The organism is Pedobacter sp. Leaf170, from assembly GCF_920984665.1.
Lineage (GTDB): Bacteria > Bacteroidota > Bacteroidia > Sphingobacteriales > Sphingobacteriaceae > Pedobacter.
On sequence record NZ_CAKLBP010000001.1, the window covers coordinates 192557 to 219200 of the forward strand.

The following is a 26644-nucleotide window of genomic DNA, read 5'->3' on the forward strand; positions in this document are numbered from 1 at the left end:
GAAGCACAATATCGTATGGTTGACTACCGAAAATCAAATAGTTTTACTCGAATAATTAGAAAATTACTTATCATCTTTCTGGTTTTCACATTTATCATCGCTGGCGGTTCATACATCTTACGTCATACGATAAATGTTAAATTAAACCGACTTAGCGAACAGTTAAGCAGCACCAGTCACCAGCCTGAGATAAGCGAATTGTTATTTGATTTAAATGTATCAGAAAACAGCTTCAGGCAAGCCAGTTCTAATGGAAATGAAGAGGAGTTAATTGCTTACAAGCAACAGCTTGACTCTATTTTTTCCAAAATGGGCGCAATTATAAAACATTACAAACCCACCGATAATAAAGATACTTCGCAAAATAAAGCGCAAATCGCTTATGCATTACAACAAAAGTTAAAAGTTTCTCAGCAATTGTTCGATCTGCAAAAAAGGTTTACATTTTTACTCGATAAAACAACTGTTAACACGATAAGAGATTATGCTACTAATCCTACTGCCACTATACCTGCAGATACGGCCGTATCTGTGCGTAAAGAATCTGCAAACAGAGGTCTTATAGATCGGCTCAAAGATGCTGTGCAGAATAAATCAGAAGTAAAAGTGGTTACCATCCGAACTAAAAAGGAGCAGAATAAAATTTACGAGCAAGATCCGGCTTTGGTGAAGCAGCTTGGCCAACAATACAGCCGCTTGATGAATTCAAATCAGGAATTAATTCTGGCTAACCTGAGCCTTTTAACGCAATTACGACAAGTGTTACTGGATTTACAGGCCATAGATAAAATGGCTTTTGAACAAAGTCGTGAAAAAATTCTCGAAGAATATAAATCAACTTCAAAAGATTTAAATATTTACACCGCAGTTGCAACAGCTTTCGTATTGTTGTTTATCATTTTATTGCTTGTTTATATTCGCAAAGCTGCATTAGCAGAAAGAAGATACATCAGAGAAAATTTGAGAGCGGTTAGATTAGCTGGCCAACGTTCGGAAATATTAGCAATTATGAGTCATGAAATACGAAACAAACTCATGGCCATAAACGGTGCTGTTTTTATGCTTAAAAGAACACAACTACAAGAGGACCAGGCGAGCAAAGTTACTTCGATTAATTTAGCTTCATCGTTGTTATTAGAAACAGTTAACAATGTACTTGATGTGAGCAAATTGGAGCAGAATCCGGATGAAGCTAACATCTCAATCTTTTCTCCATACGAAGCTATCAACGATTCTGTAGAAGCCATGCGCTTTATGGCAGAGCGAAAAAATCTTGAATTTAATTTCAAATTTGAAGGAAACGATATATTGCAGGTTCAGGGAGATAGTTTACGACTTAAGCAAGTGCTTATTAATCTTTTAAGTAACGCCATAAAATATACAGATAAGGGTTCTATTAACTTATTGGCAAAGATTCAGCAAGAAGATAACCATCCGCTGTTAAGTGTAATTGTTAAAGATACCGGCTCAGGAATAGCTAAAAGCAAGCAAGGAAAATTATTTACACCTTTTTATCAGGCTGGTGGTAAAAAGCCGGGCACAGGCTTAGGTTTATATCTTTGCCGTCAACTAATTAATCAGCAAGGTGGCCGTATCGAATTACAGAGTGATGAAGGACAAGGCTGTACAGTCAGTTTTTCTATTCCTTATAAATAGATTCCGGAGCTAATCCTATTAGAAAAATTATATCGGCTTTAAATTTAATATGTAATTATTCCATCATTAATCTATATATAGAAATCCGTAAAACAGGCATTATGATTTTTAATTTCCAAAGATAAAGTTACCTTTGAGGCGTAATAAATCCCTTAATGCTCATTTACGAACCAATCCGAATAATTTCATCTAGTCTGGCTATACAATGAAGACAAAGTTAAATTGTATAATTATTGATGATGATCAGGAAGTTAGTAATTATGTAGCTGATTTTGTTCGGGAAACCTCTTTTCTTGAGCTGATATCTGTCCACAGTAATCCGGTAGAAACCATTGATTTAATTGGTAAATTAGGTATAGATTTAATCATATTAGATATTAATCTGCCTGGTATTGATGGAATGAGTTTCGCCAAATCTCTTTACGACCAATATGGAAGAGATATGCCACGAATAATCTTTATCAGCGGCTCCGGAGATTATGCATCCGAAGGTTATAAAGTTGATGCTATCGATTATCTGTTAAAGCCTTTTACTTACGAAGATTTTTTTAAGGCTGCTTTCAAAGCTAAAAATCATTCATCTGCAATTGCTCAAAAGCACGATACAGAAGAATTTGTTTTTCTTAAAGTAGAACATGAACTTATTCGGGTTCCTTTTAGTGAAATTCTTTATGGCGAGAGTCAAAAAGATTACATTAAGATTTATACAAAAGAAGGCAAAATGATTACCGCTTTATCTACCATGAAAACAATGGAAAGTCTTTTACCGGCCAGTCGTTTCATGCGTATTCATCGGTCTTTTATTGTAGCATTAGATAAAATTGATGCCATCCAAAACTACACCGTTAAAATCGGAAAAGCGGTTATTCCGGTATCCAGCCAATACAGACCGCAATTTAGATCTCATTTCAAATCCTGGCTTTAAGCTAATTTAGTTTTTTTCTTAACGATTAAAATCGACCTTCTGTCGGATGGTTTGGGCTTTCTGTCGAACCGATTTCTGTAGCAAAATTCATCTCCTTTTCTTTGGTTGTAATTATTTAGCAATGCGATGGCTTATCAAAACTGAAAACTTTGATGAGTAATCTTTTGCAACAGTAATTCAAAAATAAAAAAGGCGATTGAATCCTGCTAGATGCGGACTATTTAATTGGCAATTTTTATTTATAAGGCATACAAGCTTTAAGTTTTAGATTAAATAATTAATTAAAAACAGATAAATAAAATGAATATGAATTTTACGAAATCAATGATGGCGATTAGCCTATTGAGTCTTTCAACGCAGTTGTTTGCTCAAGATGAGCCTAACGCAGCAGGCAGATTTGGCAAGCAATCTTTAAGAACATGGAGTATTGGTGCTCATGGTGGCATATTAAGCCAAAACACTTTTTTAGGTGGTGGAAGCGTTAAAGCCAACGAATTTAAAAGTATTGGATACGGCGGCTTTATTAAAAAGCAAATTTTACCAGCCTTAGGGCTTCAGGCAGATTTTCTTCGCGGAGAAATCAAAACACTAAACACAACAAGCACTATTGAACAAATAAATAAAATTAATTGGTCGGGTTCATTAACTGCCGTATTAAACATTGCAAACTTTAGTTTAAACACAGAAAATGCCGTGCTTATCCCCTATTTAAAAGCTGGTGCAGGTTACATGTCATCAGATTCAAAATTTGCTAACGTAGATGTTTTTACAGACAGAGAAGGCTGGTTTATCCCAACAGGCGTTGGATTTAAATTTGGCGTAGCAAAAGGTATCAATATCGATTTAGGTTATGATATCAATTTTATTAAATCTTCGCCAACTGTTAAAAATGTTTATCAGGAAAGTAGATTCTCTTACGCACACGCAGGACTTGAGTTTTCTCTTGGAAATAAAGAAAATTCTCAGCTGCAAAACTACAGTGCCGTTGCAGATTTGCGTAAACAAAGTGCTGCAGAAAGTGCTGAGTTGAGAAATGCATTATCTACAGCCGAACAAAATGCAGCAAGAGACCGCGAACAATATGCTAAAGACCTTGCCGATGACGATAATGATGGTGTAGCAAATAAGTTTGATAAATGTGCTGGAACACCGGCTGCAACTATTGTAGATGGTTCTGGCTGCCCATTAACCATTACGCAAACCATTGTTAAAGAAACCACTGTTGTAACTGAGGCAGACCGTAAAATTGTTAGAGATGCAATTTCCAATCTGGAATTTGATTTGGGTAAATCTACAATCCGTGCTAAATCTTATACAACATTAAACAGAGTTGCAACGCTATTAATCGAGAAAAACTTCAGTCTTAAATTGGCTGGCCACACAGATAATACTGGTGGTAGAGAATTGAATCTACGTTTATCGAAAGAAAGAGCAGAATCTGTAAAATCATATCTGGTATCACAAGGTGTAAATGCATCGAGAGTTGAAGCAACCGGTTACGGACCAGACCAACCAATTTCTACAAATAAAACAGCGGCAGGTAGACAAGAAAATCGCCGTGTAGAATTCACTTTATATTAATCAATAAAACATCAATCATGAAAAAATTTTTAGCAACAGTTATCATTTCTGCAACAACAATTCTTGCAGCCAATGCCCAGATACAAAAAGGCAACGTAATGGTGGGTGGAAACCTGACCAATATTAATCTAGGATTAGATGATCCTAAAATTTTCAGTGTGGACATAACCCCAAAAGCTGCCTGGTTTATTCAAGATAATGTGGCCTTAGGTGGTTACGTAAACTTCGGCTTAGAAACTGCAAAAAACTCTAACACAACAACCAGTTATGGTGTAGGCGCATTAGGTCGTTATTACACCGGCAAAGATGTTGAGGTGCTTCGTCACGGTCGCCTGTTTGGAGAAGCAACAGTAGGTATTGGCGGCGTTAACGTAAGCAAAGGTGGTGGCAACACGAATGGCTTAAATATAAGCGTTGGACCAGGTTTTGCATATTTCATCACGCCAAATATCGGTTTAGAAACCTTGTTAAAATACAATGGTTTGGTAGGCTTTGGTAGTTCAACTACTCAAAATAATCTTAACCTATCTTTCGGGTTCCAGATTTACTTACCAGGCCAAAGAACGGCTAGCAAAGTTAAAAGAGACATCACTAATTAATATAAATTTTAAAAGCTGCTTTCTCTGAGAGCAGCTTTTTTAAGAAAATATCACAATAATCATTACCTACTCAATTATCATAAAATGGAACACAAAATTCGTACTACAGGAGATAAATCTGTATTGGGATTTATTAATCGCCTATCATGGGGAGCAATAATTGCAGGCGTATTCATCGCCATTGCTGTACAACTTTTATTAAGCTTTTTAGGCCTTGGCATTGGCTTTGGCAGTATTAATCCTCTGGATGAGGCAAAACCTTTTAGTGGATTAGGCATGGGCGCTTTAGTTTGGTGGATTGTAAGCATGTTAATATCTGTTTTTAGTGGCGGATGGGTTGTAGGATGGTTTTCAAATCATATACAAAAAACTGATTTAGTGCTTCATGGATTATTAACATGGTGCTTGCTTACTTTCCTTAACATGTACTTAATTACATCATCAGTCGGAAAAATTATAGGCGGTGCTGGTACAGTAATTACTAAAGGATTTTCGCTTGCAGGAGAAGGCATAAAAGCAGTTGCACCTGAAGCCGGAGATATGATTAAAGACGAGTTAGGTGTAGATGAGAATACTTTCGGGAAAATGAAAAAGGAAGCTGAACTTTTATTAAAGCAGACAGAGAAGAAAGAATTACAACCTGGCAATCTGGATAAAAAAATAGACCAGGCATCCGGACAAGGGAAATCTACCGGTAAAGAAATTTTAGAAAACCCACAGGAAGCGCAACAGCGAATTGATGCTTTAATTTCAAAACTTTTCTCGCAAAATGATTCAACTTTTGAAGCAGCAGATAAAGAAGCTTTGGTAAATGTTGTTAAAAATAGAACCGGAAAAAGTGAAGCTGAGTCTGAGCAAATTGTAGATAATTGGATAAATACAATTAAAACTGCCAAAGAAAAAGTTAAAGAAGTTAAAGTACAGGCAGAAGCGAAAGCAAGAGAAGTTGGTGATGAAATGGCATCAGCACTTTCAAAATTTGCCTTATTCTCTTTCTTTGGAATGATTTTAGGCGCTGTAAGTGCAGGTTTTGGCGCAATTATCGCCTCCAAAAAAAGGCTTACAATTGTTCAGGAAATACCATCTGAAAGCAGCATATAAAATTCCAAATCTTAAATTTTAGTTTATGACCAAAGGAAAAAAAATTGGAGGCGTAATCGCCGTTCTAGCTCTTCTGGTAATTGGAGGCTTAATCTATTATAATTACTTTTTTGTTTTTGGCGAAGGTGTAAAAGCCGGCGAGCTCAACTACATTGTAAAAAAGGGTTACATTTTCAAAACCAACGAAGGAAAGCTGATTCAAAGTGGTATACGCTCTAGGCAAACGGGAACTTTACAAAACAATGAATTTGAATTTTCCGTATCGGATGAAACTATAGCAAAGCAGATGATGGGTAATAGCGGAAAATTTTATGAACTGCACTATAAAGAATATAAAAATAACCTGCCTTGGCGAGGTTTCAGCAGATATGTTGTAGACAGCGTGTATGCTTCGAAAGATATCCCAAAGTGATACTTATAAAATTTAATAATTAACCAAAATAAATTCACCCTAAATACAAAAACAATGGACAAATTAGAATTAAAAGGCGCCTGGAATGAACTTAAAGGAAAAGTTAAACAGGCTTATGCAGATTTAACTGATGATGATTTGAAGTACGAGGATGGTAAAGAAGATGAGCTTTACGGCAAATTACAACAGAAAACCGGTAAAACCCGTGAGCAAGTTGCTGATTGGTTAAAATCATTGTAGAACAATAATAAACAGGCTTCCAATTTCTTGGAAGCCTGTTCTATTTTACAACAAATTTTATTCATCAAAATCTGTAATGATTCTTGATTACTTATGAAATTGTAATTATGGATGACCACTGCCACCTGCAGCGCCATAAATTTGTCCGTTAGCATAACTAGCCTGCGGGTCTGCCAGTTGTACATATATTGAGGCCAATTCTGCTGGCTGACCAGGACGCCCAAGTGGTGTCTTTTTTCCAAATTCAGTAATGGCATCTTGCGGTTGCCCACCGCTGGTTTGCAATGGTGTCCATACGGGGCCAGGTGCCACACCATTAACTCGAATGCCTTTTGGGCCTAACTGTTTTGCAAGAGACTTAACAAAAGCTACATTTGCGGCTTTAGTTTGAGCATAATCAAAAAGGTTTTCGGATGGGTCGTAGGCCTGCACAGAACTCGTTGCAATGATTACTGAACCAGCAGGAAGAATTGGCAAAGCCGCTTTTGTTATCCAAAACGGTGCATAGATGTTAGTTTTCATGGTTGCATCAAACTGTTCATCAGTAATATCGAGTAAAGATTCTACTGCCTGCTGATGCCCTGCATTATTGACCAGGATATCTAAACCACCCAATTTTTCTGAAGCTTGCTTAACCAGCTCATCACAAAATGTTTTTGAGGTAATGTCTCCGGCAATACCATAGCCTTTACGTCCGGCCGCTTCAATTAAGGCTATCACCTCATCAGCATCAGATTGTTCCTGAGGCAAATAATTGATAACTACATCAGCACCTTCGCGGGCATAAGCAATAGCTGCTGCCCTTCCAATACCAGAGTCTCCTCCGGTAATGAGTGCCTTTCTACCCAAAAGCCTATTACTGCCTACGTAAGTTTTTTCACCATGATCTGGTACTGGGTCCATTTTGGATGCTAAACCTGGAACAGGTTGTGGTTGTTTAGAAAAAGGGGGTTGAGGGTATTGTTCTAGCGGATTTTTAATTGCATGATTATCTTTCATAGGTTGATATTTTATCCGGAGTAATAAGGTTACACTCCAGCATTAAACATGATAACATTTGTTATCGTTTAATAATTCAACACTATAAATTAAAAATTTGTTCGCTTAAAATAACAACCTCTTTGTTTAGCCTAAAATTATCAGGCCTGCCAATTCGTTGCACTAAGCTGCAATTCTATTTTACCCAACAAACCATCAATATCAAAAGGTTTGGCTAAAAATCCAGATGCACCAGCATCCATTGCAATGGTTTCGCCATCTCTACTTGCAGAAATAACAAGAACAGGCAAATGTTTGTATGCCTCAGTATCCCTAATCATGCGTAATAGTTGATCTCCGGATAGCATAGGCATCCATAAATCCAATATAATTAAATCTGGCGATTCCCTTTCTATGATTGAACGTAAATTAAGGCTATTTGATTCGGCTATAATCTGGTATCCTTCATCATCCAGAATCATTTCCATCATATCTAAGATGCCTTCATCATCATCACATATTATAATTTTCTTATTCAGCATCATTATCCTTTCTATGTTTTGGTAAGGTAAAACTGAATACAGAACCCTTATTTTTTTCACTTTCTACCCAAAGTGTACCCTGATGATTTTTAACAATCTGATCGCAGATGTATAAACCAATTCCCATACCCGGGAATTTTTTCTGAATCTCGCTTCCGCGATAAAAGCGTTCAAACACTTTAGCGGTATCTTCCGGACTAATACCAATGCCGAAATCTCTTACAGAAACCTTAACATATTCACTCACATTTGCAATATTCACTTCAATTGTTTTAGCATCTGGCGAATATTTAATTGCATTTGAGAGTAAGTTATTAATCACTTGTATGATATGCGATTCATCGCCCATTACTTTGGCTTTTGTTTCTCCTTGAAGTATTATTTTATGACCAGGAAAAGTAGCCTGAATGCCATCAACCGTTTCACGTATCAAATGATCAAAATCAAATTCAGACATGTGAAGTTCTATGTTTCCGGTTTGTATTTTCGATACATCGAGCAGTTCGCTTATTAAAGTGTTAAGGCGCTCAACATATAATGAAACTTTTGAAAAAGTATTTACAAATTTCTCTGATGCATCTTTTGGAATGATGCGCTCCAAAACTTGTATGTATCCTTTTATGGTCGTTAATGGCGTTTTTAACTCATGGCTTGCTATAGAAAGGAAATCATCTTTACGACGTTCAATTTCTTTTCGGTCGGTAATGTCTTCTATAGCTAATAATATCTGATCTTTGAACTGGCCTTCAAGTTCTACCCGATAAGCGTTAAGTAGCATCAATTTCTTGCCTATATGCGGAAAATCGTGTTCAACTTCAAAATCTACAACAGGATTATTGGTAGGTAAAATTTTAATCAGCAGTTCTTTCAGTTTTGGAATATTCCATTGGTTATTTCCCAATTCGTAAAGTTGCTTACCTACAGTTTCTTCGATACTAACTTTAAATGTTTTTAAAAAATGATAGTTGGCGCTTAGTACGTTAAATTCAGGATCTAAAACAAGCAATCCCTCTCTAACGGTTTCGATTATACTGGTAAGAAATGCCTCACTTTCTTTAAGCGCAATGGTGCGTTCCTGCACTTGTTTCTCCATAAGCGTTTTTTGCTGACGAAGATCATGTTCTGCATTTTTTCGGGAAGTTACATCATTTTGAACACCGATGAAGTGTGTTACCTCACCTTTATCATTTTTAACCGGCGACATGTAAAGCTCATTCCAAAATAAATCGCCGTTTTTGCGATAATTCCGAATTTCTACTACACATTCTTTTCCTTCTTTAACGCAATTGGCAAGAATTTCTCTTTGCTTTTGGTTTCTATCCTGAGCTTGCAAAAAACGACAGTTGTGACCAATTATTTCTGCTCTGGTATAACCGGTCATGTGTTCGAAAGCCAAATTACAGAATACGATGGGATTATCTGGCTGCATATTATCTGTTATGATAATGCCAGAAATCGAAGCATTGAGCGCTTGCGTCAACAAATCGAAGTTATATTTAAGGGAGTCTCCGGAGAAGTTAAACTTCCCGTCTAAAAATGCATTCAAGGATTCACATTTAAGGTAAAAAAAAGCGGTTGTTAGGTTTATATTTTTTGCACTATAATCTTTTCCTTCATCGTTATGCTAAAACAACCAAAGCAAATGTAATAACTTATTATGCAGTATTTTGTTTTGCCAATTAACCTAAAATTTTATTTTTTTTAAACAAATTGAGTAAAATGCTATTAACCAATCAGAAAACCCCTAACCACAAATAAAAATAAAGCATTTATTATTCTCATTTAAGGCTGTAAACTATCTGTTTTTAAATAATTAAACATCTGTTTTACAAAATAAAAACCAGTATGTCCATTTGCCTATACTACCAGGAAAGTCATTTAAATATGGATAGAACTTATGATTTATAAAAAAACAATTGAGCGTAAAACTTTTCTATTGTATTAAAGCTTATTTTGATATGAGACCAATTGATTCATTCGAAAAACTAGTCTTAATTTTTATTTTGATGGTTGTGCTAATTACATTATGCCTGGGCATTACCTTATACTTTTTATTTAAGTAAAAACTTTTAAGCTGTTGTAATGTTGAAAAATTATGAAAAAACTCGATTCCTTCGAATGGCTCTTAGTTTGTCTGATTGTTGCAGCTTTTATTACAGGGCTATTTATAGCAATTGATAACAGTGAATCAGCTGCAAATGCAACCAAACAAATTCCGCAAAGCGAAAAACTTCAATCAATAACTTAAACAAAAAAATATGTGGATTATCTGGGCATTACTTGCAGCCTTATCAGCCGCTCTGGTTGTAGTTTTAACAAAAGCGGGTTTAAAAAATGTAGATTCGAGCTTAGCTTTTGCTATTCAAGCTGTTTTAATTCTGGCCATTACCTGGATGGTTGTATTGTTTCAAGGTAATTTTAGTGAAGTAAAAAGCATTGAAAAAAATGCCTGGATATTTTTAATAGCAGCAGGAATTTTTACCACATTATCAACACTCTTCTCCTATAAGGCGCTTTCATCAGGTCCTGCATCTTATGTTGTACCAATCGAACGGTTATCTCTGGTAGTTGCAATTGTACTTTCTGTTATATTTCTGAAAGAAAAGCTTACCTGGCAACTTGTTGTGGGTGGCGTGGTAATGGTAAGTGGCGCCATATTAATTGCTTTATCTGAGCCCGGCGATTAATAACAAACCCGCCAATAAATTATTGACGGGATGTTGCTTAAATTGCTGTTATGGTTTTAATACCACTTTAACACAATCATCTTCTTTTTCATCGAAGATTTTATAACCATGTGCAGCATCTTCCAGTGGCAAAGTATGTGTAATTATATCATCAAGAACCACTTTACCATCGTTAACCAAGCCAATTAATTTATCGATGTAATTAATTACAGGAGCCTGCCCTTGTTTAATGGTTATACCTTTATCAAAAATCCTGAACAAAGGGAAATTATCATAAGGTGAACCATAAACACCAACAATAGATACTGTACCCATTCGCCTAACGGCTTCAAAGCACATATCCAATACTTTCATAGATCCTTTCTCAAAATTAAAAGTTGCCTTTACTTTATCCATAAAATTTCTTTCGGGTTCAAAGCCTACTGCATCTACACAAACATCTGCACCTCTCCCTCCCGTCATAGCTCTTATGGCTTCAACAACATCAACTTTGTGTGGATTTAAGATTTCTACATTATTTACTGCCTTTGCTTTTTCCAATCGGTAATCTAACGGATCGATAGCAATAACTCTGCTCGCACCATTAATCCAGGCGGCTTTCTGTGCCATTAAACCAACCGGGCCGCAGCCAAATATTGCCACAACTTCTCCGCCCTTTAGTTGTGCCCAATCTATCGCCGACCATCCCGTTGGGAAAATATCTGTTAGAAAAAGAGCTTGCTCATCTGTTAAATGTTCAGGAACAATCCTCGGACTTATATCTGCATAAGGCACTCTTACGTATTGCGCCTGACCACCACTATAGCCACCGTATAAATCAGTGTAGCCAAATAGCGCACCACCTTTTTGACTGGCAACATCTCCGTTTGGACCATAATTTTTGTAGTTACTGTTTTCGCATGCGGGGCTGGCTTCATGCTTGCAAAAGAAACACTCGCCACAAGCAATCGGGAATGGCACTACAACCCTATCGCCCTTTTTAAGATTAATAATAGCCGAACCGGTTTCTTCTACAATCCCCATAAATTCATGCCCCATTACCAATGGATCTTTCTGCGGAACTGCACCGCTCAAAATGTGAAGATCTGAACCGCAAATAGCAGTTGCGGTAACCCTTAAAATAACATCTCTGGGATCTAAAATTTCCGGATCCGGTACTGTGTCTACCCGGATATCGCCAGGTTTGTGGAATACTGCTGCTTTCATATTTTATAATTTTAATGCTTGTTGATACCCATTTAAAATGGCAGTTGTTATTGGGCTTAATATCACAACTACTCTTTTACAACAGCATTTAATTCAAGTCGCTTAATAAAATGTGAGATACCGTATTAATCAGAATATTGGGGTTTTATACCCTTTCTTGATAAATTGTTACAATTTAAAGCAATAAATACGCGGCAGAATGGTATCATCATTTTTAAAAAAAACTGCATAATGAATTGTTCATTCAAAAAACTAATTTTAGTATTTGATGTTTTTTAAATTAAGATGATTACAATATTTAAGAAAGATTTTAAAACGAATGAAAAGCAATTGCTTTTAGCTACGGGTGTGATTTTAGCATTATCGGGTATTGCTTTTTTTTATAACCGCAAACGTATAACAAATCTGGCGTTTCAAAAATTTCGCAAGCCTGCCATAAATGGTTATGTATTTACGCTTTTAAAAGGTTCCAGAGAGATTGAAGCTTTTGTGGCATCCAATGGAAAATATTATAATGTGTACCTGGGCAACAAATTTATTGGGAAAATGTGGCAAGATGAACATGCACTACAATGGAGTACAGATAGTAAAATACTAATTCCACTCGCTTCTCAAATTGCCAACAATATTGCTAAGGTTTTTACCAGAAAAGGCTTTTCGGCCATTTTAAAAGGCACCTATCCTGAAATTGTAAGCGCCAAATGGAGCGGTAATGAAACCCTGGAAATTGAACTTAATGAACAAACAGATTTAGAAGTGTTCGCAACATTTTTCAAAAATGAGGTGAACAATCTGGTCGATTTTGAAGAACATTTGGATATTTTAGTTAAAAAGAAAAATCAAAATTATTTTATCCTGGTGGGAATTAATTAATGCTGAGGTATTCAAATTTTAAATTAATTTGGGCGTACATCGCTTTGCGTAATAATTTGAAGTTAGCTTGATATAGTTCCAGACAATAAAGCAACTATCAGGGGCTGGTTTTATGAATGCTCTTCTGGGTAGCGTTGCGCCTGTACTGTTGTGTTTTTATGTTTTCCCACATAATTAATTTCTCATCTATTTTAGCAAAAGCCCTTATTTCTCCATCTTGAGAGATAACCACTCCGAGTGCCGATGGATGATTATAGCAATAAGCAATCATTGAGCGATGGCGGGTGCCATAATGCCTTGGCTCGTGTGATACCAGAGATTTTGCAGTGGCTGTAGCAGTTGCAGAAACATAAATCTTTTTGGGCATTTTTTTAGCACGAAGTACGGCTCCAAATCCATTGGCAACCATTTTTGTATCAAATAATACCACACCATCAACACAACTTTGAGAAGCTATAAAACTGATAGCACCTTTTATCTCGTCTGATGTTCCTTTTTTATCATAAAAAGAAATGCATTCCTGTTGATATAATTTTTTATGTATTGAACGTTTACCTCCGGAAATTTCTTGCTGTATGGCTTCTTCAGAAAGATAATTTGCTATGGATGATTTTGCATGGGCAATCATCGCCATTGTTAAACGATCGTAATGAATTTCATATTTAACATCAAGGTCTTTTGAAGGTGAAGTGATTAAAATAGCGCCGCCATGCTGGTAATTCTGAATTTTAAGCAGCAACCTCGAAAAGGTTTGTATCCATAAATTATCTAAAAATTCTTCCCAATCTGTAAAGTTTTCATCAGGATGCATTTTTTCTAAATATGCCTTAATTTCGGCCTTAAGAAAAGTCGCGTTGCCTCTTAAAATTTTTGCAATTGGCCCAATTGTAAGTACATCAAGGTATCTTTTAACCAATAAATTTTGCTTAAGGGTAGCGAGTAACTCATAATCAAAAAGCACATGTAAGGTACCAATATCGCTTACTGCAACCTGAAAAAGCCCGGGTTGTTCTGAATGGGTATCAGATTCGTAATTTAAAAAATCCTGGTAATGCATTGCCTGATCAATCAATCCCCAAACAAATAAATCGCCTTTTTCATCAAAGTATACGGCTAGAGATGAACTTGTAGGATCGGCTGCTTTAGATAGTTTAGCAAGCGATTTAGTATTCATCATAATCGGCTTGGTAAAGGCTATGCTGCTCCACCGCTCAGGTACAATTTTTCTCGGAGGATTTGGGTCTGGATTGTTTGGATCGATAAAGGTTACCGTCACTTTTATCAAATCACTTTCCTCTTTGCACATACTCAAATAAAAAAGTACATCAAAAAAAAGTTCCAACGTTTCTATAGCCGGCAAAACTTTTAATGTTTTGTTGAGCTTCAGCTTGTTATAAACTAATGCGGCAAGATCTTTTGGTCGAGAATTTTCCAATGGGATGTTTTTTCAACTAACAAATAAATGATTAAATCGTTTGAGCTTTTTGGCAAATTTCCTAAAGCTATATGCTATTAAATTTTTTTTTTGAAACAATCTTCAACATTGCCTGTTTAGATTATACATTTACCTATTCATCATATATTTGGTTTAAAGCTATCGATATTTCGATGGCTTTTTTTTTGCTAAAAGCTATAGCCACAACTAAAAAAACAATTTGATTTTGCTACAATCTTAACACTGAGTATTATTTTTAAAAACTTATTCCTTTATAATTCAGTTCTAATATTGGAAACTACATTATGAACATTGGAATTATAGCACATCTTAAACATCCTATCCGCAAACCTTACATGGGCGGATTGGAAGCTTTTACTTACGAAATTACCAAAAGGCTTATTATGCGGGGGCATGATGTAACCCTTTATGCAAGCGAACTATCTGATCCATCGTTAAATGTAAAGGTAATTTTAAGCGACCTGGACTACGACAGAGAAACTTTTTCGAGATTTCGTAGTCATGAAATGAGCGAAGATTTTATTTCCACACACCATGCTTACCTGGAATTAATGCAAGATATTGATGGTAATGGACATGATATCATCTTCAATAATTCTTTGAATTATGTTCCGGTTACCATGTCAACCATCCTCGAAACACCCATGATAACCGTATTGCATACCCCACCGATTTTTGAGATGAAGCGTGCCATGGCGCATGAGCGGAAATCTGGTAGAATTCGTTATGTAAGTGTTTCACGTTCAAACGCAAAGGCCTGGCAACCATATCTTAACGATTGCGAAGTTATCTGGAATGGCGTTGATGTTACGCAATGGAAATTTTATCCTGAACAAAGAGGCGATTATGTGATTTGGTTTGGAAGAATACATCCTGATAAGGGCACACATTTGGCAATACAAGCGGCAAAGTCTGCCGGTGTAAAAATTAAAGTGGCTGGTACCATCGCAGATAGTCATTACTACCATACCTATGTTGAACCATTACTGAGTGATAATGTAGAAATGCTTGGCAATTGCACACATGAAGAGCTAAATGAACTTATCGGAAATGCAAAATGCTCTGTTATTACTCCATGCTGGGAAGAACCATTTGGTTTAGTTGTTGCAGAAAGTTTGGCTTGTGGCACACCAGTTGCCGGAATTGCCAAAGGGGCGCTTCCATATCTTATTGATGATTCTTGCGGTTCATTAACACAAAGTAACGACCCCGAGGAATTAGCGTTGTGCATTAAAAAAGCCATCACTTTAAATAGAATCGAATCTAGAAAAAGGGCTGAAGAATCTCTTAATATTGAAGGTATGATAGATGCTTACGAAGCATTATTACTGGATACAATTGCTAATTCTATGCCACGTGCCGTATAACTTTGCCTTTTATGTTCATCATCATGGTTCGGGGCATTTAATGCGGGCAATAGCTATAGCCGAAACGTTGAAAGATTGCAATTTAACCTTTATGGGTAGCGGCTTGGCTGCAAAAAGGAAGCTCATTCCAACTCATATAACCATCGTTGATTTACCGTTTGATTTTGAAAACAAACCTGAGGTTAAAGAGGAAGATGAAATCTATGGATTACATTATGCGCCCTTAAATATAAATGGCCAGCGAAGCCGGGTTGCTTTAATGGCAGACTTATTTGCCAATACCTACCCCCTTTTACTTATTGTTGATGTTTCTGTGGAGGTAGTGATGCTGGCTCGTTTATCGGGCGTGCCAACTATTATTGTTCGCCAGCATGGTAAAAGAACAGATTTGCCGCATGAAATTGCCTATCGTAATGCCCTTGGATTAATTGCTCCATATCATGTTAAGATGAATGGAAGCGAATCTACCTGGTTAACCAGCAAAACGTTTTTTGCTGGTGGTTTATCAAGATTTAAACCTGAGCCAGATAAATCCATAAATGATGAAAGAAAAGTTGGGATTTTAATTGGTAGCGGAGGCACCAGCATTAATTTGGCGCTCCTTAAACACATTGCTAATATGTGCCCGGATTGGAATTTTCAGGTACTAGGAAAATTAGAAGACATTGCAATAAACTGTAAAAACTTAATTTTTCATGGTGATGTTTTAGACCCAAGAATTATATTACGAGGTTGCTGCATTGTGATTGGAAATGCAGGGCACAACACGGTTATGGAAATGGGCGCATTAAACAAGCGGCTTATACTTATACCTGAAAAGCGCCCCTTCGATGAACAATTAGAAAAGGCGCAGATTGTAGAGCAACTCGGTTTAGCAGAGATAGTTTTGCCAGAATTGTGTTTTAAAGTAGACTGGAATAAAATTTTACTTAATCTTTTGCCAAACCAAAGAAATTGGGCGCCTTTGATAGATACAAATGCTGCAGAAAAAGCCGGTAAATACATTAAAGTTAGCTACCAAAACTTTTTCAATTTATTTAAGCGCTGATAACATTTCATCAGCTGATGGATTTCTAATCAATTCGATACTATCATTTTCCCATTTTATCAGTTTCATATCGGCAAATCTTTTAAGCCATCCTTCCATAGGCCATTTTTTCCATTTCTGATAAAAATACATCGCGTTAGCAACAATATCATTTAAATGGTTAAGCGGCGGATTATAACTTGCATGGTATTGATGATAAGCAAAAGCATCAACTGTTTGCATTTCCACACCAGCGGCACGGGCACTAAATGCGAAATCTGTATCTTCTGCGCCATAGCCGATGTAACCTTCATCGTAACCTCCGATTTTTGAATACACTGTTTTGGAACATGCAAAATTAAGCGACCAGAAAAGTTCATAAGGATATTGCTCAACACTACTTCGTACTGGGTCTGGTTCAGAAATCTCGTTTAAATCTGTCCAGAACTGTTGGTATTGCATAACACTTTTAGGCAAATACTTAGTTCTGCCGCACAAAAGCATATCCTTAGAAAATAACTCGCTATAACGCATTATTAAATCGGCAGCCGGAATACAATCTGCGTCCAGAAAAATAACGTGCTCAAAAGTTGCATGTTTAATGGCGAAATTTCGAGCCGCAGCCAATGGCAATCCTTTTCCACACATTGTTATCGCTTCAATTTCAAAAGCCTGATTTTTAAGATTGTATGGCTCTTCGTTCATGTGAATAACGATGAGTTCATTCGGCAGTCGAGTATTTTGGCTTAGTCCAATAATTACGTTTTCTAGCGCTGGCTGCCTGTTTTTTACAATGGTTACAACTGATATTTTTTTCAACTCAATATATTTTACAGTAATTCTAAACCTTCTCAGTATTAAGATTGATTAGCCTAAAACCCATCTAAAGAACATCGCCATGGCCAATAAGTTCCGCTAAATCTTTAAATTCTGAAACTATTTAAAATCCTTTAACAAATGAATGTATAAAAATTTAGTTTATTTATAAACTTTATTTCGCTATATTAGTTTATAAATACATAATTGATTTGAAAATTTTTTATGAAGTTTAAAGACAAAAATATTCTTGTTGTTGGCGCTAGTTCAGGTATCGGATTAGATTTAGTTAATTTTTTAAGTTTAGAAGGCGCAAACGTTTATGCAGTAAGCAGAAATCGTTCAACACTTTGGCATGATTCCATTAAATACCTGGAGATGGATGTTTTAGATTCTTCATCAGCTTTAGCTTCATTTTTACCAAACGAACTAGATGGCTTTGTTTATTGCGTAGGCAATATTAATTTAAAACCATTTTCAAGACTATCTGAAAATGATTTTGTAGATGATTTTAAACTAAATGTGGTTGGAGCGGCTTCCTGCATACAGCAATCGTTAAAATCTTTAAAAAATTCTTCTGCAGCATCTATAGTTTTAATAAGTTCGGTTGCAGCAAGAACCGGAATGGGTTTTCATGCCAGCATCGCTGCTTCGAAGGCTGCAATTGAAGGGTTGGCTGTATCCCTTGCTGCAGAATTCAGTGCTAATCAAATTAGAGTTAATGTAGTTGCTCCATCATTAACAGATACACCGCTTGCATCGAAATTGCTCAACAGCCCTGAAAAGATGGAAGCCTCAGCAAAAAGACACCCTTTAGGAAAATATGGAACAGCTAAAGACATCAGTTCTGCCATTGCCTTCCTGCTATCAGAAGACAGCGGTTGGATAACAGGACAAATTATCCCAGTTAATGGCGGACTTGGCAATTTGAAAACAACGTTTTAGCACAATATAAAGATTAATCAAATCGTAAAACCTCAGAATTAAATGCGATGATGTACAACCTCTTAGATAATTTAATATCATTAGTTAAAACCTACGAACAGCATAATGCAGGTGCTAAAGATGATTTGAATTCTTTTTTAAACTGGATGAATGCGCAAGCCCTTAAGCCTGAAGAAATTTCAGCAAAAGAACCCGATTGGCCTGGAAAAATTAAGGGAAGATCGGCAGATAGCGTTATCAACACTTCACTGGTGCATCTATACAGATATGCAAAAATACAGGCGAAGGCAGCCATAAGCGAAAGTGTTTTCTCTACGCCGGATGATTTCATTTACCTGATTAACCTAAATACTGGTGGAAATATGACTAAATCTGCATTAATCAAAGAAAATATCCATGATAAGCCTGCTGGAACATTAATCATTCAAAGGCTATTGGATAAAGGCTTGATTAGTCAGCAACCATCAGCAGTTGATAAGCGGAATATGATATTAAATATTACAAAAAAGGGAATTGAAGAATTAAATAAATACATGGATAAAATACGTGCAGCATCTGCAAATGTTACTGGTGCACTTACTGCAGACGAAAAAACACAGTTAATAACATTGCTTCAAAAACTTGAAGATTTCCACTACGTACAAAACTTTGAAAAGAATTAAACAAAAAATACATGAAAGTTATTTTTGATAGTGTATCTGCGAAATGCAGTAAGGTTGTAACCAAAACTTACAGCACCAGCTTTTCTTTGGGTATACGTTTTCTTGACAAAACCCATCGGGAAGCAATTTATTCGATATATGGATTTGTGAGGCTTGCTGATGAAATAGTTGATAGTTTTCACGATTACGATAAGCCTACCCTACTTTATAAATTTAAAAGGGATTGCTATGAAGCCATTGAAGAAAAAATCAGCTTAAACCCGATACTTAATGCCTTTCAAAAAGTTGTAAATCAATACCAGATAAAAAGAGAGTTGATAGATCTTTTTTTGGAGAGCATGGAAATGGATCTTAAAAAAGAAGAATATACACCTCAAAAATATGATCGTTACATATTAGGCTCGGCACAGGTTGTTGGCCTAATGTGCTTGCAGGTTTTTGTAAAAGGTGATAATCAGCGTTACGAACAATTAAAGGAATCTGCAATGAAACTTGGTTCAGCATTCCAAAAAGTTAACTTTTTACGCGATTTAAAAGCTGATTATTATTTATTAAGCCGAAGTTATTTTCCGGGAGTTGATTTGTCTACATTTTCTATTAACGAAAAGCTTTTGATTGAGCAAGAAATAGCTGCCGAGTTTGATGCAGCATTAGATGGCATAAGGCAATTGCCAAAATCATCACGCAGAGGCGTTTATCTGGCTTACATCTATTACAAAAAGCTTTTTGATAAGATTAAGAAGAAAACCGCAAATCAAATCATGAACGAACGAATTAGAATTTCAAATTCCCACAAATTCGTATTAATGCTTAGTTCGGTATTTAGAAGCAGATATTACGGCATTTGATATTAACATGAAAGGCGTAAAAAAGCAAAATTTACCATCAAAAATCTGTGTTACCTGCAACAGACCATTCACCTGGCGTAAAAAGTGGGAAAAAGTGTGGACGGAGGTTAAATATTGCAGTGATAAATGTAGAAGCAGCAAAACTGTTTCAAATAGTTAAAAACTAGCACAATTCAATACATCAACCCTAAAAAATGATTGACATTAGCAAATTTTCGGCACAAGAAATTGATAGAATTATAGAAATGGCTTGGGAAGACCGCACCACTTTCGATGCTATTGAGGTTCAATTTGGCTTAAAACATCAGGAAGTAATTACCCTAATGAGAAAGCAGATGAAGGAGAGCAGTTTTAAAATGTGGAGGAAGAGGATGACAAATAAATCTACAAAACACGCTGTTTTGCGTAGTCAGGTATCAACTCGTTTTAAATGTGACCGTCAGCGGGCAATTTCTAATAATAAAATTACAAAACGATAATATGGGGAAAGTTAAATTTACCACCGATTATCAGCAGATATTAAGACAGATTGAGGAATTGGATACCATTGAGTATGCTAAAACCAGAAATTTTACCGATGGTGCTGTTAGTCGCCTTTCACCATACCTATCTCGGGGGGTAATCAGCCTTAAACAAATCTTACAGGCAATAATAGATAAGGGAACAAGTTTTGAAGCTGCAGAAAAATTTCTTCAGGAGTTGGCCTGGAGAGAATATTATCAGCGTATCTGGCAAGAAAAAAAAGAGCTGATTTGGGAAGATTTAAGCAAGCCACAACCAGATGTTGTATCTAATGATATGATTACATCAATTATCGAGGCTGAAACCGGGATAAATGCTATCGACAATGGAATACAAGAACTTTATCAATCTGGATATATGCATAATCATATCAGGATGTATGTAGCATCTGTAACATGTAATATTGGCAAAATCTATTGGAAACAACCATCTAAATGGCTCTATTATTACCTTTTGGATGGAGATATTGCCAGCAATAATGCAAGTTGGCAATGGGTATCGGCAGCGTTTTCAGGCAAAAAATATTATTGCAATCAGGAAAACATCAATAAATATACTTCCAGTTATCAAGAAAATACATTTTTAGATAAAAGTTATGAAGAGCTTCCGCTAATGGAAATTCCTCAAGTTTTAAAAGAACGCACTACCATACCATCAAAAACTGTTCTGCCTAAAACGGATATCCCTAACATTGACCAATCAAAACCGACAATAATTTATAACAGTTACAATCTAGACCCAGTTTGGAGAAAAAGTGATGATGCAAACAGGATATTACTTTTAGAACCCAGCCATTTCACTAAATATCCGGTAAGTGAGCAGGTGATTGATTTTATAATTAGTCTATCTGAAAATATTCCAGGCATTCAAATTTTTGCCGGAGAATTCTCAGAAATAGAAAGTTTATATAAAACGAGTACGCTTCAGTCTGATAAAATTTTTATTTCCAAAGCGCATCCTGCATTTCTTCATTACACAGGTATTAAAGATAGCTACGAATGGATGTTTCCAGAGGTTACCGGTGCTTACCCATCCTTCTTTAAATATTGGAAACTTTGCAGATCGTTTCTTGTTAAATCCATGAATCATTCCAACCGCAACACTTAAAATCTGTATTTACAACCAAATCATTTCAAACCCCAAACAATGAAGAAAAAATACAAAATATTAAGGTTAATTCTAGGCGATCAGCTTAATATTGAACATTCATGGTTTAAAAAAGCTGCTCCAGATACACTTCATGTTATGATGGAAGTTAGAACAGAAACGGATTATGCCTGGCACCATATTCAAAAGATTTGCGCATTTTTTGCAGCAATGGAAAATTTTGCAGAACTACTTAATGATAAAGGCTTTAATACGATTTACCTTAAGCTAGATGATGCTGAAAACCAACAAAATTTTTCCGAAAATCTATCCCATATCATTAAGAAATTTGGAATCGAAGAATTTGATTATCAACTACCGGATGAGTATAGGTTAGATACAGCGTTGCAGAAATTTTGCAACACTTTAAAAATAAAACACAGCGTATTTGACACCGAACATTTCTATACAAAAAGACATGAAATGGCCGATTTATTTTCGGGCAAAAAAGAATTTTTGATGGAGAGTTTTTATCGGGCAATGCGTAAAAAGCACCATGTTTTAGTAGATGATGGCGATGACCCGCAAGGTGGTCAGTGGAATTTTGATGCAGAAAACCGGAAAAAACTTCCTAAAAACCACAAAGCAAATCCACCTCTTTTGTTTGAAAACGATGTAAGAAAACAATTGCAGAGAATTACAGATGCAAAAATTAAAACGATTGGAAAAATTGATGCTAAATATTTAGAATGGCCAATAAATAGGGCGCAATCTTTAAAACTTTTAAAATATTTTTGCGAAAATGGATTACAACTATTTGGCACTTTTCAAGATGCCATGCATACAGAAGAATGGTCTTTGTATCATTCACGCCTTTCTTTCAGCATGAATACCAAACTCCTTTCACCAATCGAAGTGGTTAATTATGCAATCGAATACTGGAGAAAAAATAAAACATCAATAGCGCTTAATCAGATTGAAGGATTTATAAGGCAAATTTTGGGTTGGCGTGAATATATGCGTGGAATTTATTGGATGAAGATGCCGGAGTTCGAAACTTTAAATTTTTTTAACCACAGCAGAAAACTACCAGAATGGTATTGGAACGGTGAAACAAATATGAATTGCCTGAAGCATTCTATTAACCAATCTTTAGAATTTGCCTATGCGCATCACATCCAACGGTTAATGGTTACCGGCAATTTTGCCTTGCTCGCAGGTATCAATCCAGATGAAGTTGATTTTTGGTATTTGGGCATTTATGTCGATGCCATACAGTGGGTAGAAATAACCAATACCAGAGGTATGAGCCAATATGCCGATGGCGGTATTATTGGCTCAAAACCTTACACAGGCTCTGCTAATTACATTAATAAAATGAGTAACTACTGTGAAAAATGCAAATACAACCGTAACGATAAAATAGGTGATAATTCCTGCCCTTTTAATAGTTTATATTGGGATTTTCATGATAGGAACCGTGAAAAACTTCAACACAATTATCGCTTGGGTATGGTTTATAAAATCTGGGATAAAATGGAAGCCGAAACCAAACATGCCGTTCTAAAAAGAGCAGAATATTGTTTAGAAAACCTGGATAAACTATAGCCATTGGGCTAAAATCGCACCAATTCTACCATACATCATTAAACGGCAACCTGACTTACATTTCCTGTTCTTTTTAAAGTTCCCCAGGTGCCTAACTCGCCTTTAATTGCTTTTCTTATTGATTTAAATAAAACTAAATACATTAGCTGTCTCCAGAAAAATCGCTGCGGAAAAATATAGAGAAGATTATTATATTTTTCGTTCTCCATTTTAAAAGCAATTGCGGCAAAAAACATATCTACAACAATAAAAATAAGGTAATAAAAAAGCACTTGTCCGAAACCATTATGCAAACTTAAAATACCGGAAAAGCCCGTTAGCGTTAAGTTATTGATTGCACTTAAAGAGAAAATACCGCTTATTAATGACAGAAGCATAAACAAATCGGCCAAAGGAGAAAACAAAGGCAGTATTATTTGATAAAGTAAAATATTCGGCATACCAACCATCCCAAAATAACCATATTTTTTGTTGAATAAAGTTTTACGGTTTTTCCAAAAACTCTGCATAACGCCAAAACTCCAGCGTAAACGCTGCTTCAGTAACATATTTACAGTTTCCGGTGCTTCTGTGTATGCAATGGCAGTATCGCAGTTTTTCACCTGGTAACCTGCTTTCAAAATACGCATGGTAAGATCGCAATCTTCTGCAAGTGTATCTGTTGTAAATGCGCCAACTTCCAATACTACATCTTTACGAAAAGCACCAATAGCGCCCGGCACTACGGTTATAATGTTAAGCAAATCGAAAGCCCTCCTATCCATATTTTGCGAAGTGATATATTCTATCGATTGCCATTTTGTAATGATGTTATTTGCATTACCAACTTTTACAGTTCCTGCAACTGCCGCAATTTTAGGGTTATGAAAATAACGCATTAATTCGGTTACAGCATCTGTTTTCAATTGAGTGTCAGCATCAATACAAATAATAAAATCAGCGCTTGCTTTACCAATACCAAAGTTTAAAGCCGATGCTTTGCCGCCGTTCTCTTTTCTAAAAACTTTAACCTGCGGATGATTTGCAAACTTTTCATTTATTTTGTCAAAAGTTTTATCTTTTGAACCATCATCTACAAAAATTAATTCAAAATCCGGATAAGTCGTTTTCAGTAAGCTATTTATCGTATGCACCGCTGTTATTTCTTCATTATAAGCCGGGATTATAATGCTAACTTTTTGTGAAGGATTTTTTAGCAGAACATTCGCATTCAATCTTGATTTTTTTCGCTGCTTAATAGCCAGATAGGCAATAAAAATTGTGCGAAGAATAGCCAGAACAATTGCAACACTAAAAACTACATTTAAAAAAATATTTCCATAGTAAAAGAAATTGATGAAGAAAAAATCTCCTGAACCTAGAAAACCCGTATTTGCATCAGATTTTACAGCCGGCATTAACCCTGACCTTTTTTTACCCATTAAATCTCCTACAGTTGTAAATGTGTAGCCTTTTTGTTTAAAGTATTGGATAATTCTTGGAAGTGCCTCAACTGTTGCCTGACGGTTGCCGCCGGCATCATGTAAAAGCAAAATGTTGCCATTATCTTGTTGCTTAACTACTTCTTTATAAATCTGATCAGCAGTTTTTCCAGGTTGCCAGTCTTCAGGGTCTATTAATTCACCAATATTTAAATAATTTTCTTTGCGACTTTGTGCAACAGGTAAAATTTCTGATGTATTTTGAGGTTCAGCATCAGCGTTAAAAGGAGCACGAAATAAGATGGTGCTATGACCGGTAACCGCTTCAATTAATCTGCGTGTAGCATTCAGTTCAAACTTAACCCTCGCCGGACCAATTGCAGACATATCAGGATGAAAAAATGTATGGTTGCCAATCTCGTAACCATCATCATACTCTTTTCTAAGTAGCTCCATGTTTTTTTCTGCCATTATTCCAACAACAAAAAAACAACCGGGAACATGCTCTTTTTTTAAGATATCCAGAACTTGTGGTGTGTAAACCGGATCGGGACCATCATCAAAGGTTAAAACAATTTTTTTATCAGCTTCGCCAAATCTTTTTATCACATATTGAGAAGGTAAACGAGTATAAACCTGATTTTGAATGGTAAAATCATCCTTATTCAGGGTAATTTTAACCGTTCCTGGTTTTGGGGAAGAAATCAAATCTAAAATTTCTCCATCGCCAATATAAGCTATACCACCCATAGTTAACTGAGCTATTTTGCGAAGATCTACAGGTTTACTTTTCAAAGATGTTAAGCTTAAATCGCTGGAAATAAAGCTCCATAAACGTTTATCTTCAGAACCTAATCTCCATAAAGCAATACCGCCAATACCCCAATCATCCGCTTTGCGAATTAAATTGAAATTGGTAGCCGCATCTGTAAAATAAACTTTATGGTTTATGCCACTGCCATCTTCATAACTAAAATTTAGGTTAGCAGAGGCCTCATCGTAATTTACTTTAGCCTTAAAATTTACCGCTGTGGTTATTGCGGCTTCGTATGTAACTGGCGTACCTACACTTTTATCTGGCCAATCGTATCCATAGCAGGCTAAAGCAAGGATAACTTTATCAGCATTCATTTTACTACAAATGTCATCCAGCTTCTCCTCTACCCATTGTTGATTGGAGATATCGCCGGCATTACTGCCCTCGGTATGCTGATCGTAAGCCATAAGTACGATGTAATCGTTGTAATGCTGTAAAATTTGCGGGCTGTAATCATCATTTTCCGGAGAAATATCTTGCGAAACGATTAGCTTTTGAGCATGAAACTGCGCATATAAATTTTTCATGAAGCTATTAAAGCCCTCACGATTTTCTAAGTTTAACTCCTCAAAATCTATATTAATTCCTTTATAGCCATGTTTTTTTGTCAGCTGAATTAAATTGGTAATCAGCGTTTGCTGAGCTGGTGTATTGTTTAACAATCTTCTTACTGCTGCTCCATCCCAACGTTCTTTGTTAAAATTAGATACCACTGCAATTGCTGATTTCTTTGCTTTGGCTATCACCTTTAAAGCTGCTGTATCAGACTTATCGACCACTGAATCGCCATTTAAGAAAAATGATTCTAACGCCACCATATCTAAATGGCCAATATTGCGTTTCAAGTCTGGCAAAGATTTATCTACCGTACCGGCCCAACTTACATAAAAAGCCATATTTATGCGCTTTTTTTCGCCATGATGGGTTTGCAAACGAAGTTCACGGTCTTTTTTAATCTTTACGAGTTTTGATTTGGCAATAGTGAATGGCCTATATTCTTTCGATTTCTTAAGCTTTTCTAATTGCTTTGTGGTTAATGGCGCATTAGTATTTATGTAGGGTAATTTTGGATATTGTACCGATGACAGTGTAAGGGCAACACAAATGATGGCGCCAATAAAAATGATAAAGAATGAACGACTTACCCAAGTAAAGGTATTCCATCTTTTCTTATTTTCAGTTTGAAATATTTGTTTTCCGGACATTTTCTGATCTGATTGATGCAACAAACTTCAAAAAGTAATATGAAGATTTGATGAAACAAGAAAA

Annotated in this window: 26 protein-coding genes; 19 read left to right on the forward strand and 7 right to left on the reverse strand. The window is 36.0% G+C overall.

What is annotated here, in order from left to right:
• Window positions 1-15 precede the first annotated feature (15 nt).
• From LUA90_RS00790 to LUA90_RS00820, 7 genes are all read left to right on the forward strand, one after another.
• Window positions 16-1656 (forward strand): HAMP domain-containing sensor histidine kinase, encoded by a 1641-nt coding sequence (locus LUA90_RS00790; protein WP_231489781.1) that lies wholly within the window; start codon window positions 16-18, stop codon window positions 1654-1656.
• Window positions 1657-1861: 205 nt separating this feature from the next.
• On the forward strand, window positions 1862-2581 hold the full coding sequence (locus LUA90_RS00795) for a LytTR family DNA-binding domain-containing protein (RefSeq protein WP_231489782.1): 720 nt from the start codon (window positions 1862-1864) through the stop codon (window positions 2579-2581).
• Between the two features lie 306 nt (window positions 2582-2887).
• On the forward strand, window positions 2888-4162 hold the full coding sequence (locus tag LUA90_RS00800; protein ID WP_231460181.1) for an OmpA family protein: 1275 nt from the start codon (window positions 2888-2890) through the stop codon (window positions 4160-4162).
• A 17-nt stretch (window positions 4163-4179) separates the two neighbouring features.
• Window positions 4180-4761 (forward strand): hypothetical protein, encoded by a 582-nt coding sequence (locus tag LUA90_RS00805; protein WP_231489783.1) that lies wholly within the window; start codon window positions 4180-4182, stop codon window positions 4759-4761.
• 84 nt (window positions 4762-4845) lie between these two features.
• Window positions 4846-5862: a hypothetical protein gene (locus LUA90_RS00810; protein ID WP_231489784.1), complete on the forward strand. Its 1017-nt coding sequence runs from the start codon at window positions 4846-4848 to the stop codon at window positions 5860-5862.
• A gap of 25 nt (window positions 5863-5887) precedes the next feature.
• The gene (locus LUA90_RS00815; RefSeq protein WP_231460178.1) at window positions 5888-6274 is read left to right on the forward strand and encodes a hypothetical protein; all 387 of its coding nucleotides are present in this window, start codon (window positions 5888-5890) and stop codon (window positions 6272-6274) included.
• A gap of 54 nt (window positions 6275-6328) precedes the next feature.
• Window positions 6329-6514, forward strand: coding sequence for a CsbD family protein (locus LUA90_RS00820; protein WP_231460177.1), 186 nt, complete (start codon window positions 6329-6331; stop codon window positions 6512-6514).
• 105 nt (window positions 6515-6619) lie between these two features.
• Here LUA90_RS00820 and LUA90_RS00825 read toward each other — a convergent pair whose 3' ends face one another.
• The 3 genes from LUA90_RS00825 to LUA90_RS00835 form a co-directional block, all read right to left on the reverse strand.
• Window positions 6620-7513 (reverse strand): SDR family oxidoreductase, encoded by an 894-nt coding sequence (locus tag LUA90_RS00825; protein WP_231489785.1) that lies wholly within the window; start codon window positions 7511-7513, stop codon window positions 6620-6622.
• A gap of 140 nt (window positions 7514-7653) precedes the next feature.
• Window positions 7654-8037: a response regulator gene (locus LUA90_RS00830; protein WP_231460173.1), complete on the reverse strand. Its 384-nt coding sequence runs from the start codon at window positions 8035-8037 to the stop codon at window positions 7654-7656.
• A complete protein-coding gene (locus LUA90_RS00835) occupies window positions 8024-9580 on the reverse strand; it encodes a PAS domain-containing sensor histidine kinase (RefSeq protein WP_231489786.1) in 1557 nt (518 codons plus the stop codon). Before LUA90_RS00835 ends, LUA90_RS00830 begins: the two co-directional genes overlap by 14 nt.
• A 549-nt stretch (window positions 9581-10129) precedes the next feature.
• Between LUA90_RS00835 and LUA90_RS00840 the strand changes: the two genes are divergently transcribed.
• Both LUA90_RS00840 and LUA90_RS00845 read left to right on the forward strand, forming a co-directional pair.
• A complete protein-coding gene (locus tag LUA90_RS00840; RefSeq protein ID WP_231489787.1) occupies window positions 10130-10282 on the forward strand; it encodes a hypothetical protein in 153 nt (50 codons plus the stop codon).
• A 10-nt stretch (window positions 10283-10292) separates the two neighbouring features.
• Window positions 10293-10721 carry an EamA family transporter gene (locus tag LUA90_RS00845; RefSeq protein ID WP_231489788.1) on the forward strand — a complete coding sequence of 143 codons (429 nt, stop codon included), beginning with the start codon at window positions 10293-10295 and terminating at the stop codon, window positions 10719-10721.
• 48 nt (window positions 10722-10769) lie between these two features.
• Here LUA90_RS00845 and LUA90_RS00850 read toward each other — a convergent pair whose 3' ends face one another.
• Window positions 10770-11927, reverse strand: coding sequence for a zinc-dependent alcohol dehydrogenase (locus LUA90_RS00850; protein ID WP_231489789.1), 1158 nt, complete (start codon window positions 11925-11927; stop codon window positions 10770-10772).
• A 285-nt stretch (window positions 11928-12212) separates the two neighbouring features.
• Between LUA90_RS00850 and LUA90_RS00855 the strand changes: the two genes are divergently transcribed.
• On the forward strand, window positions 12213-12800 hold the full coding sequence (locus LUA90_RS00855) for a hypothetical protein (RefSeq protein ID WP_231489790.1): 588 nt from the start codon (window positions 12213-12215) through the stop codon (window positions 12798-12800).
• Between the two features lie 97 nt (window positions 12801-12897).
• On the opposite strand, the gene LUA90_RS00860 is transcribed toward LUA90_RS00855, so the two are convergent.
• Window positions 12898-14235: a putative sensor domain DACNV-containing protein gene (locus LUA90_RS00860; RefSeq protein WP_231489791.1), complete on the reverse strand. Its 1338-nt coding sequence runs from the start codon at window positions 14233-14235 to the stop codon at window positions 12898-12900.
• Between the two features lie 305 nt (window positions 14236-14540).
• On the opposite strand from LUA90_RS00860, the gene LUA90_RS00865 reads away from it, so the two are divergent.
• Window positions 14541-15623 (forward strand): glycosyltransferase family 4 protein, encoded by a 1083-nt coding sequence (locus tag LUA90_RS00865; RefSeq protein ID WP_231489792.1) that lies wholly within the window; start codon window positions 14541-14543, stop codon window positions 15621-15623.
• Complete coding sequence (locus LUA90_RS00870) at window positions 15613-16671, forward strand: glycosyltransferase (protein WP_231489793.1); 1059 nt, start codon at window positions 15613-15615, stop codon at window positions 16669-16671. The genes LUA90_RS00865 and LUA90_RS00870 overlap by 11 nt, the downstream gene beginning before the upstream one ends.
• Here LUA90_RS00870 and LUA90_RS00875 read toward each other — a convergent pair.
• Window positions 16657-17469: a glycosyltransferase family 2 protein gene (locus tag LUA90_RS00875; protein WP_231489794.1), complete on the reverse strand. Its 813-nt coding sequence runs from the start codon at window positions 17467-17469 to the stop codon at window positions 16657-16659. The genes LUA90_RS00870 and LUA90_RS00875 overlap by 15 nt on opposite strands.
• 222 nt (window positions 17470-17691) lie before the next feature.
• Between LUA90_RS00875 and LUA90_RS00880 the strand changes: the two genes are divergently transcribed.
• The 7 genes from LUA90_RS00880 to LUA90_RS00910 are packed head-to-tail and all read left to right on the forward strand — an operon-like array spanning window position 17692 to window position 23137.
• Window positions 17692-18411: an SDR family NAD(P)-dependent oxidoreductase gene (locus LUA90_RS00880; RefSeq protein ID WP_231489795.1), complete on the forward strand. Its 720-nt coding sequence runs from the start codon at window positions 17692-17694 to the stop codon at window positions 18409-18411.
• 47 nt (window positions 18412-18458) lie between these two features.
• On the forward strand, window positions 18459-19073 hold the full coding sequence (locus tag LUA90_RS00885) for a MarR family winged helix-turn-helix transcriptional regulator (protein ID WP_231489796.1): 615 nt from the start codon (window positions 18459-18461) through the stop codon (window positions 19071-19073).
• A gap of 11 nt (window positions 19074-19084) precedes the next feature.
• A complete protein-coding gene (locus LUA90_RS00890) occupies window positions 19085-19921 on the forward strand; it encodes a phytoene/squalene synthase family protein (protein ID WP_231489797.1) in 837 nt (278 codons plus the stop codon).
• Between the two features lie 7 nt (window positions 19922-19928).
• Window positions 19929-20081 carry a DUF2256 domain-containing protein gene (locus LUA90_RS00895; RefSeq protein WP_231489798.1) on the forward strand — a complete coding sequence of 51 codons (153 nt, stop codon included), beginning with the start codon at window positions 19929-19931 and terminating at the stop codon, window positions 20079-20081.
• Between the two features lie 34 nt (window positions 20082-20115).
• Window positions 20116-20400, forward strand: a complete 285-nt coding sequence (locus tag LUA90_RS00900) for a TIGR03643 family protein (protein ID WP_231489799.1) — start codon at window positions 20116-20118, stop codon at window positions 20398-20400.
• A gap of 1 nt (window position 20401) precedes the next feature.
• Entirely contained in the window at window positions 20402-21550 is a 1149-nt protein-coding gene (locus LUA90_RS00905; protein WP_231489800.1) for an FAD-binding domain-containing protein, read from the forward strand.
• Window positions 21551-21589: 39 nt separating this feature from the next.
• Window positions 21590-23137 (forward strand): cryptochrome/photolyase family protein, encoded by a 1548-nt coding sequence (locus LUA90_RS00910; RefSeq protein WP_231489801.1) that lies wholly within the window; start codon window positions 21590-21592, stop codon window positions 23135-23137.
• 38 nt (window positions 23138-23175) lie between these two features.
• Here LUA90_RS00910 and LUA90_RS00915 read toward each other — a convergent pair whose 3' ends face one another.
• On the reverse strand, window positions 23176-26580 hold the full coding sequence (locus tag LUA90_RS00915; protein WP_231489802.1) for a glycosyltransferase: 3405 nt from the start codon (window positions 26578-26580) through the stop codon (window positions 23176-23178).
• Window positions 26581-26644: the final 64 nt, after the last annotated feature.

What these genes read in the sequence shown, in the direction of transcription:
- LUA90_RS00790 (WP_231489781.1), top strand. Translation starts at nt 16, where the DNA reads ATGGTTGACTACCGAAAATCAAATAGTTTTACTCGAATAATTAGAAAA.
- LUA90_RS00795 (WP_231489782.1), top strand. Translation starts at nt 1,862, where the DNA reads ATGAAGACAAAGTTAAATTGTATAATTATTGATGATGATCAGGAAGTT.
- LUA90_RS00800 (WP_231460181.1), top strand. Translation starts at nt 2,888, where the DNA reads ATGAATTTTACGAAATCAATGATGGCGATTAGCCTATTGAGTCTTTCA.
- LUA90_RS00805 (WP_231489783.1), top strand. Translation starts at nt 4,180, where the DNA reads ATGAAAAAATTTTTAGCAACAGTTATCATTTCTGCAACAACAATTCTT.
- LUA90_RS00810 (WP_231489784.1), top strand. Translation starts at nt 4,846, where the DNA reads ATGGAACACAAAATTCGTACTACAGGAGATAAATCTGTATTGGGATTT.
- LUA90_RS00815 (WP_231460178.1), top strand. Translation starts at nt 5,888, where the DNA reads ATGACCAAAGGAAAAAAAATTGGAGGCGTAATCGCCGTTCTAGCTCTT.
- LUA90_RS00820 (WP_231460177.1), top strand. Translation starts at nt 6,329, where the DNA reads ATGGACAAATTAGAATTAAAAGGCGCCTGGAATGAACTTAAAGGAAAA.
- LUA90_RS00825 (WP_231489785.1), bottom strand. Translation starts at nt 7,513, where the DNA reads ATGAAAGATAATCATGCAATTAAAAATCCGCTAGAACAATACCCTCAA.
- LUA90_RS00830 (WP_231460173.1), bottom strand. Translation starts at nt 8,037, where the DNA reads ATGATGCTGAATAAGAAAATTATAATATGTGATGATGATGAAGGCATC.
- LUA90_RS00840 (WP_231489787.1), top strand. Translation starts at nt 10,130, where the DNA reads ATGAAAAAACTCGATTCCTTCGAATGGCTCTTAGTTTGTCTGATTGTT.
- LUA90_RS00845 (WP_231489788.1), top strand. Translation starts at nt 10,293, where the DNA reads ATGTGGATTATCTGGGCATTACTTGCAGCCTTATCAGCCGCTCTGGTT.
- LUA90_RS00850 (WP_231489789.1), bottom strand. Translation starts at nt 11,927, where the DNA reads ATGAAAGCAGCAGTATTCCACAAACCTGGCGATATCCGGGTAGACACA.
- LUA90_RS00855 (WP_231489790.1), top strand. Translation starts at nt 12,213, where the DNA reads ATGATTACAATATTTAAGAAAGATTTTAAAACGAATGAAAAGCAATTG.
- LUA90_RS00865 (WP_231489792.1), top strand. Translation starts at nt 14,541, where the DNA reads ATGAACATTGGAATTATAGCACATCTTAAACATCCTATCCGCAAACCT.
- LUA90_RS00880 (WP_231489795.1), top strand. Translation starts at nt 17,692, where the DNA reads ATGAAGTTTAAAGACAAAAATATTCTTGTTGTTGGCGCTAGTTCAGGT.
- LUA90_RS00885 (WP_231489796.1), top strand. Translation starts at nt 18,459, where the DNA reads ATGATGTACAACCTCTTAGATAATTTAATATCATTAGTTAAAACCTAC.
- LUA90_RS00890 (WP_231489797.1), top strand. Translation starts at nt 19,085, where the DNA reads ATGAAAGTTATTTTTGATAGTGTATCTGCGAAATGCAGTAAGGTTGTA.
- LUA90_RS00895 (WP_231489798.1), top strand. Translation starts at nt 19,929, where the DNA reads ATGAAAGGCGTAAAAAAGCAAAATTTACCATCAAAAATCTGTGTTACC.
- LUA90_RS00900 (WP_231489799.1), top strand. Translation starts at nt 20,116, where the DNA reads ATGATTGACATTAGCAAATTTTCGGCACAAGAAATTGATAGAATTATA.
- LUA90_RS00905 (WP_231489800.1), top strand. Translation starts at nt 20,402, where the DNA reads ATGGGGAAAGTTAAATTTACCACCGATTATCAGCAGATATTAAGACAG.
- LUA90_RS00910 (WP_231489801.1), top strand. Translation starts at nt 21,590, where the DNA reads ATGAAGAAAAAATACAAAATATTAAGGTTAATTCTAGGCGATCAGCTT.
- LUA90_RS00915 (WP_231489802.1), bottom strand. Translation starts at nt 26,580, where the DNA reads ATGTCCGGAAAACAAATATTTCAAACTGAAAATAAGAAAAGATGGAAT.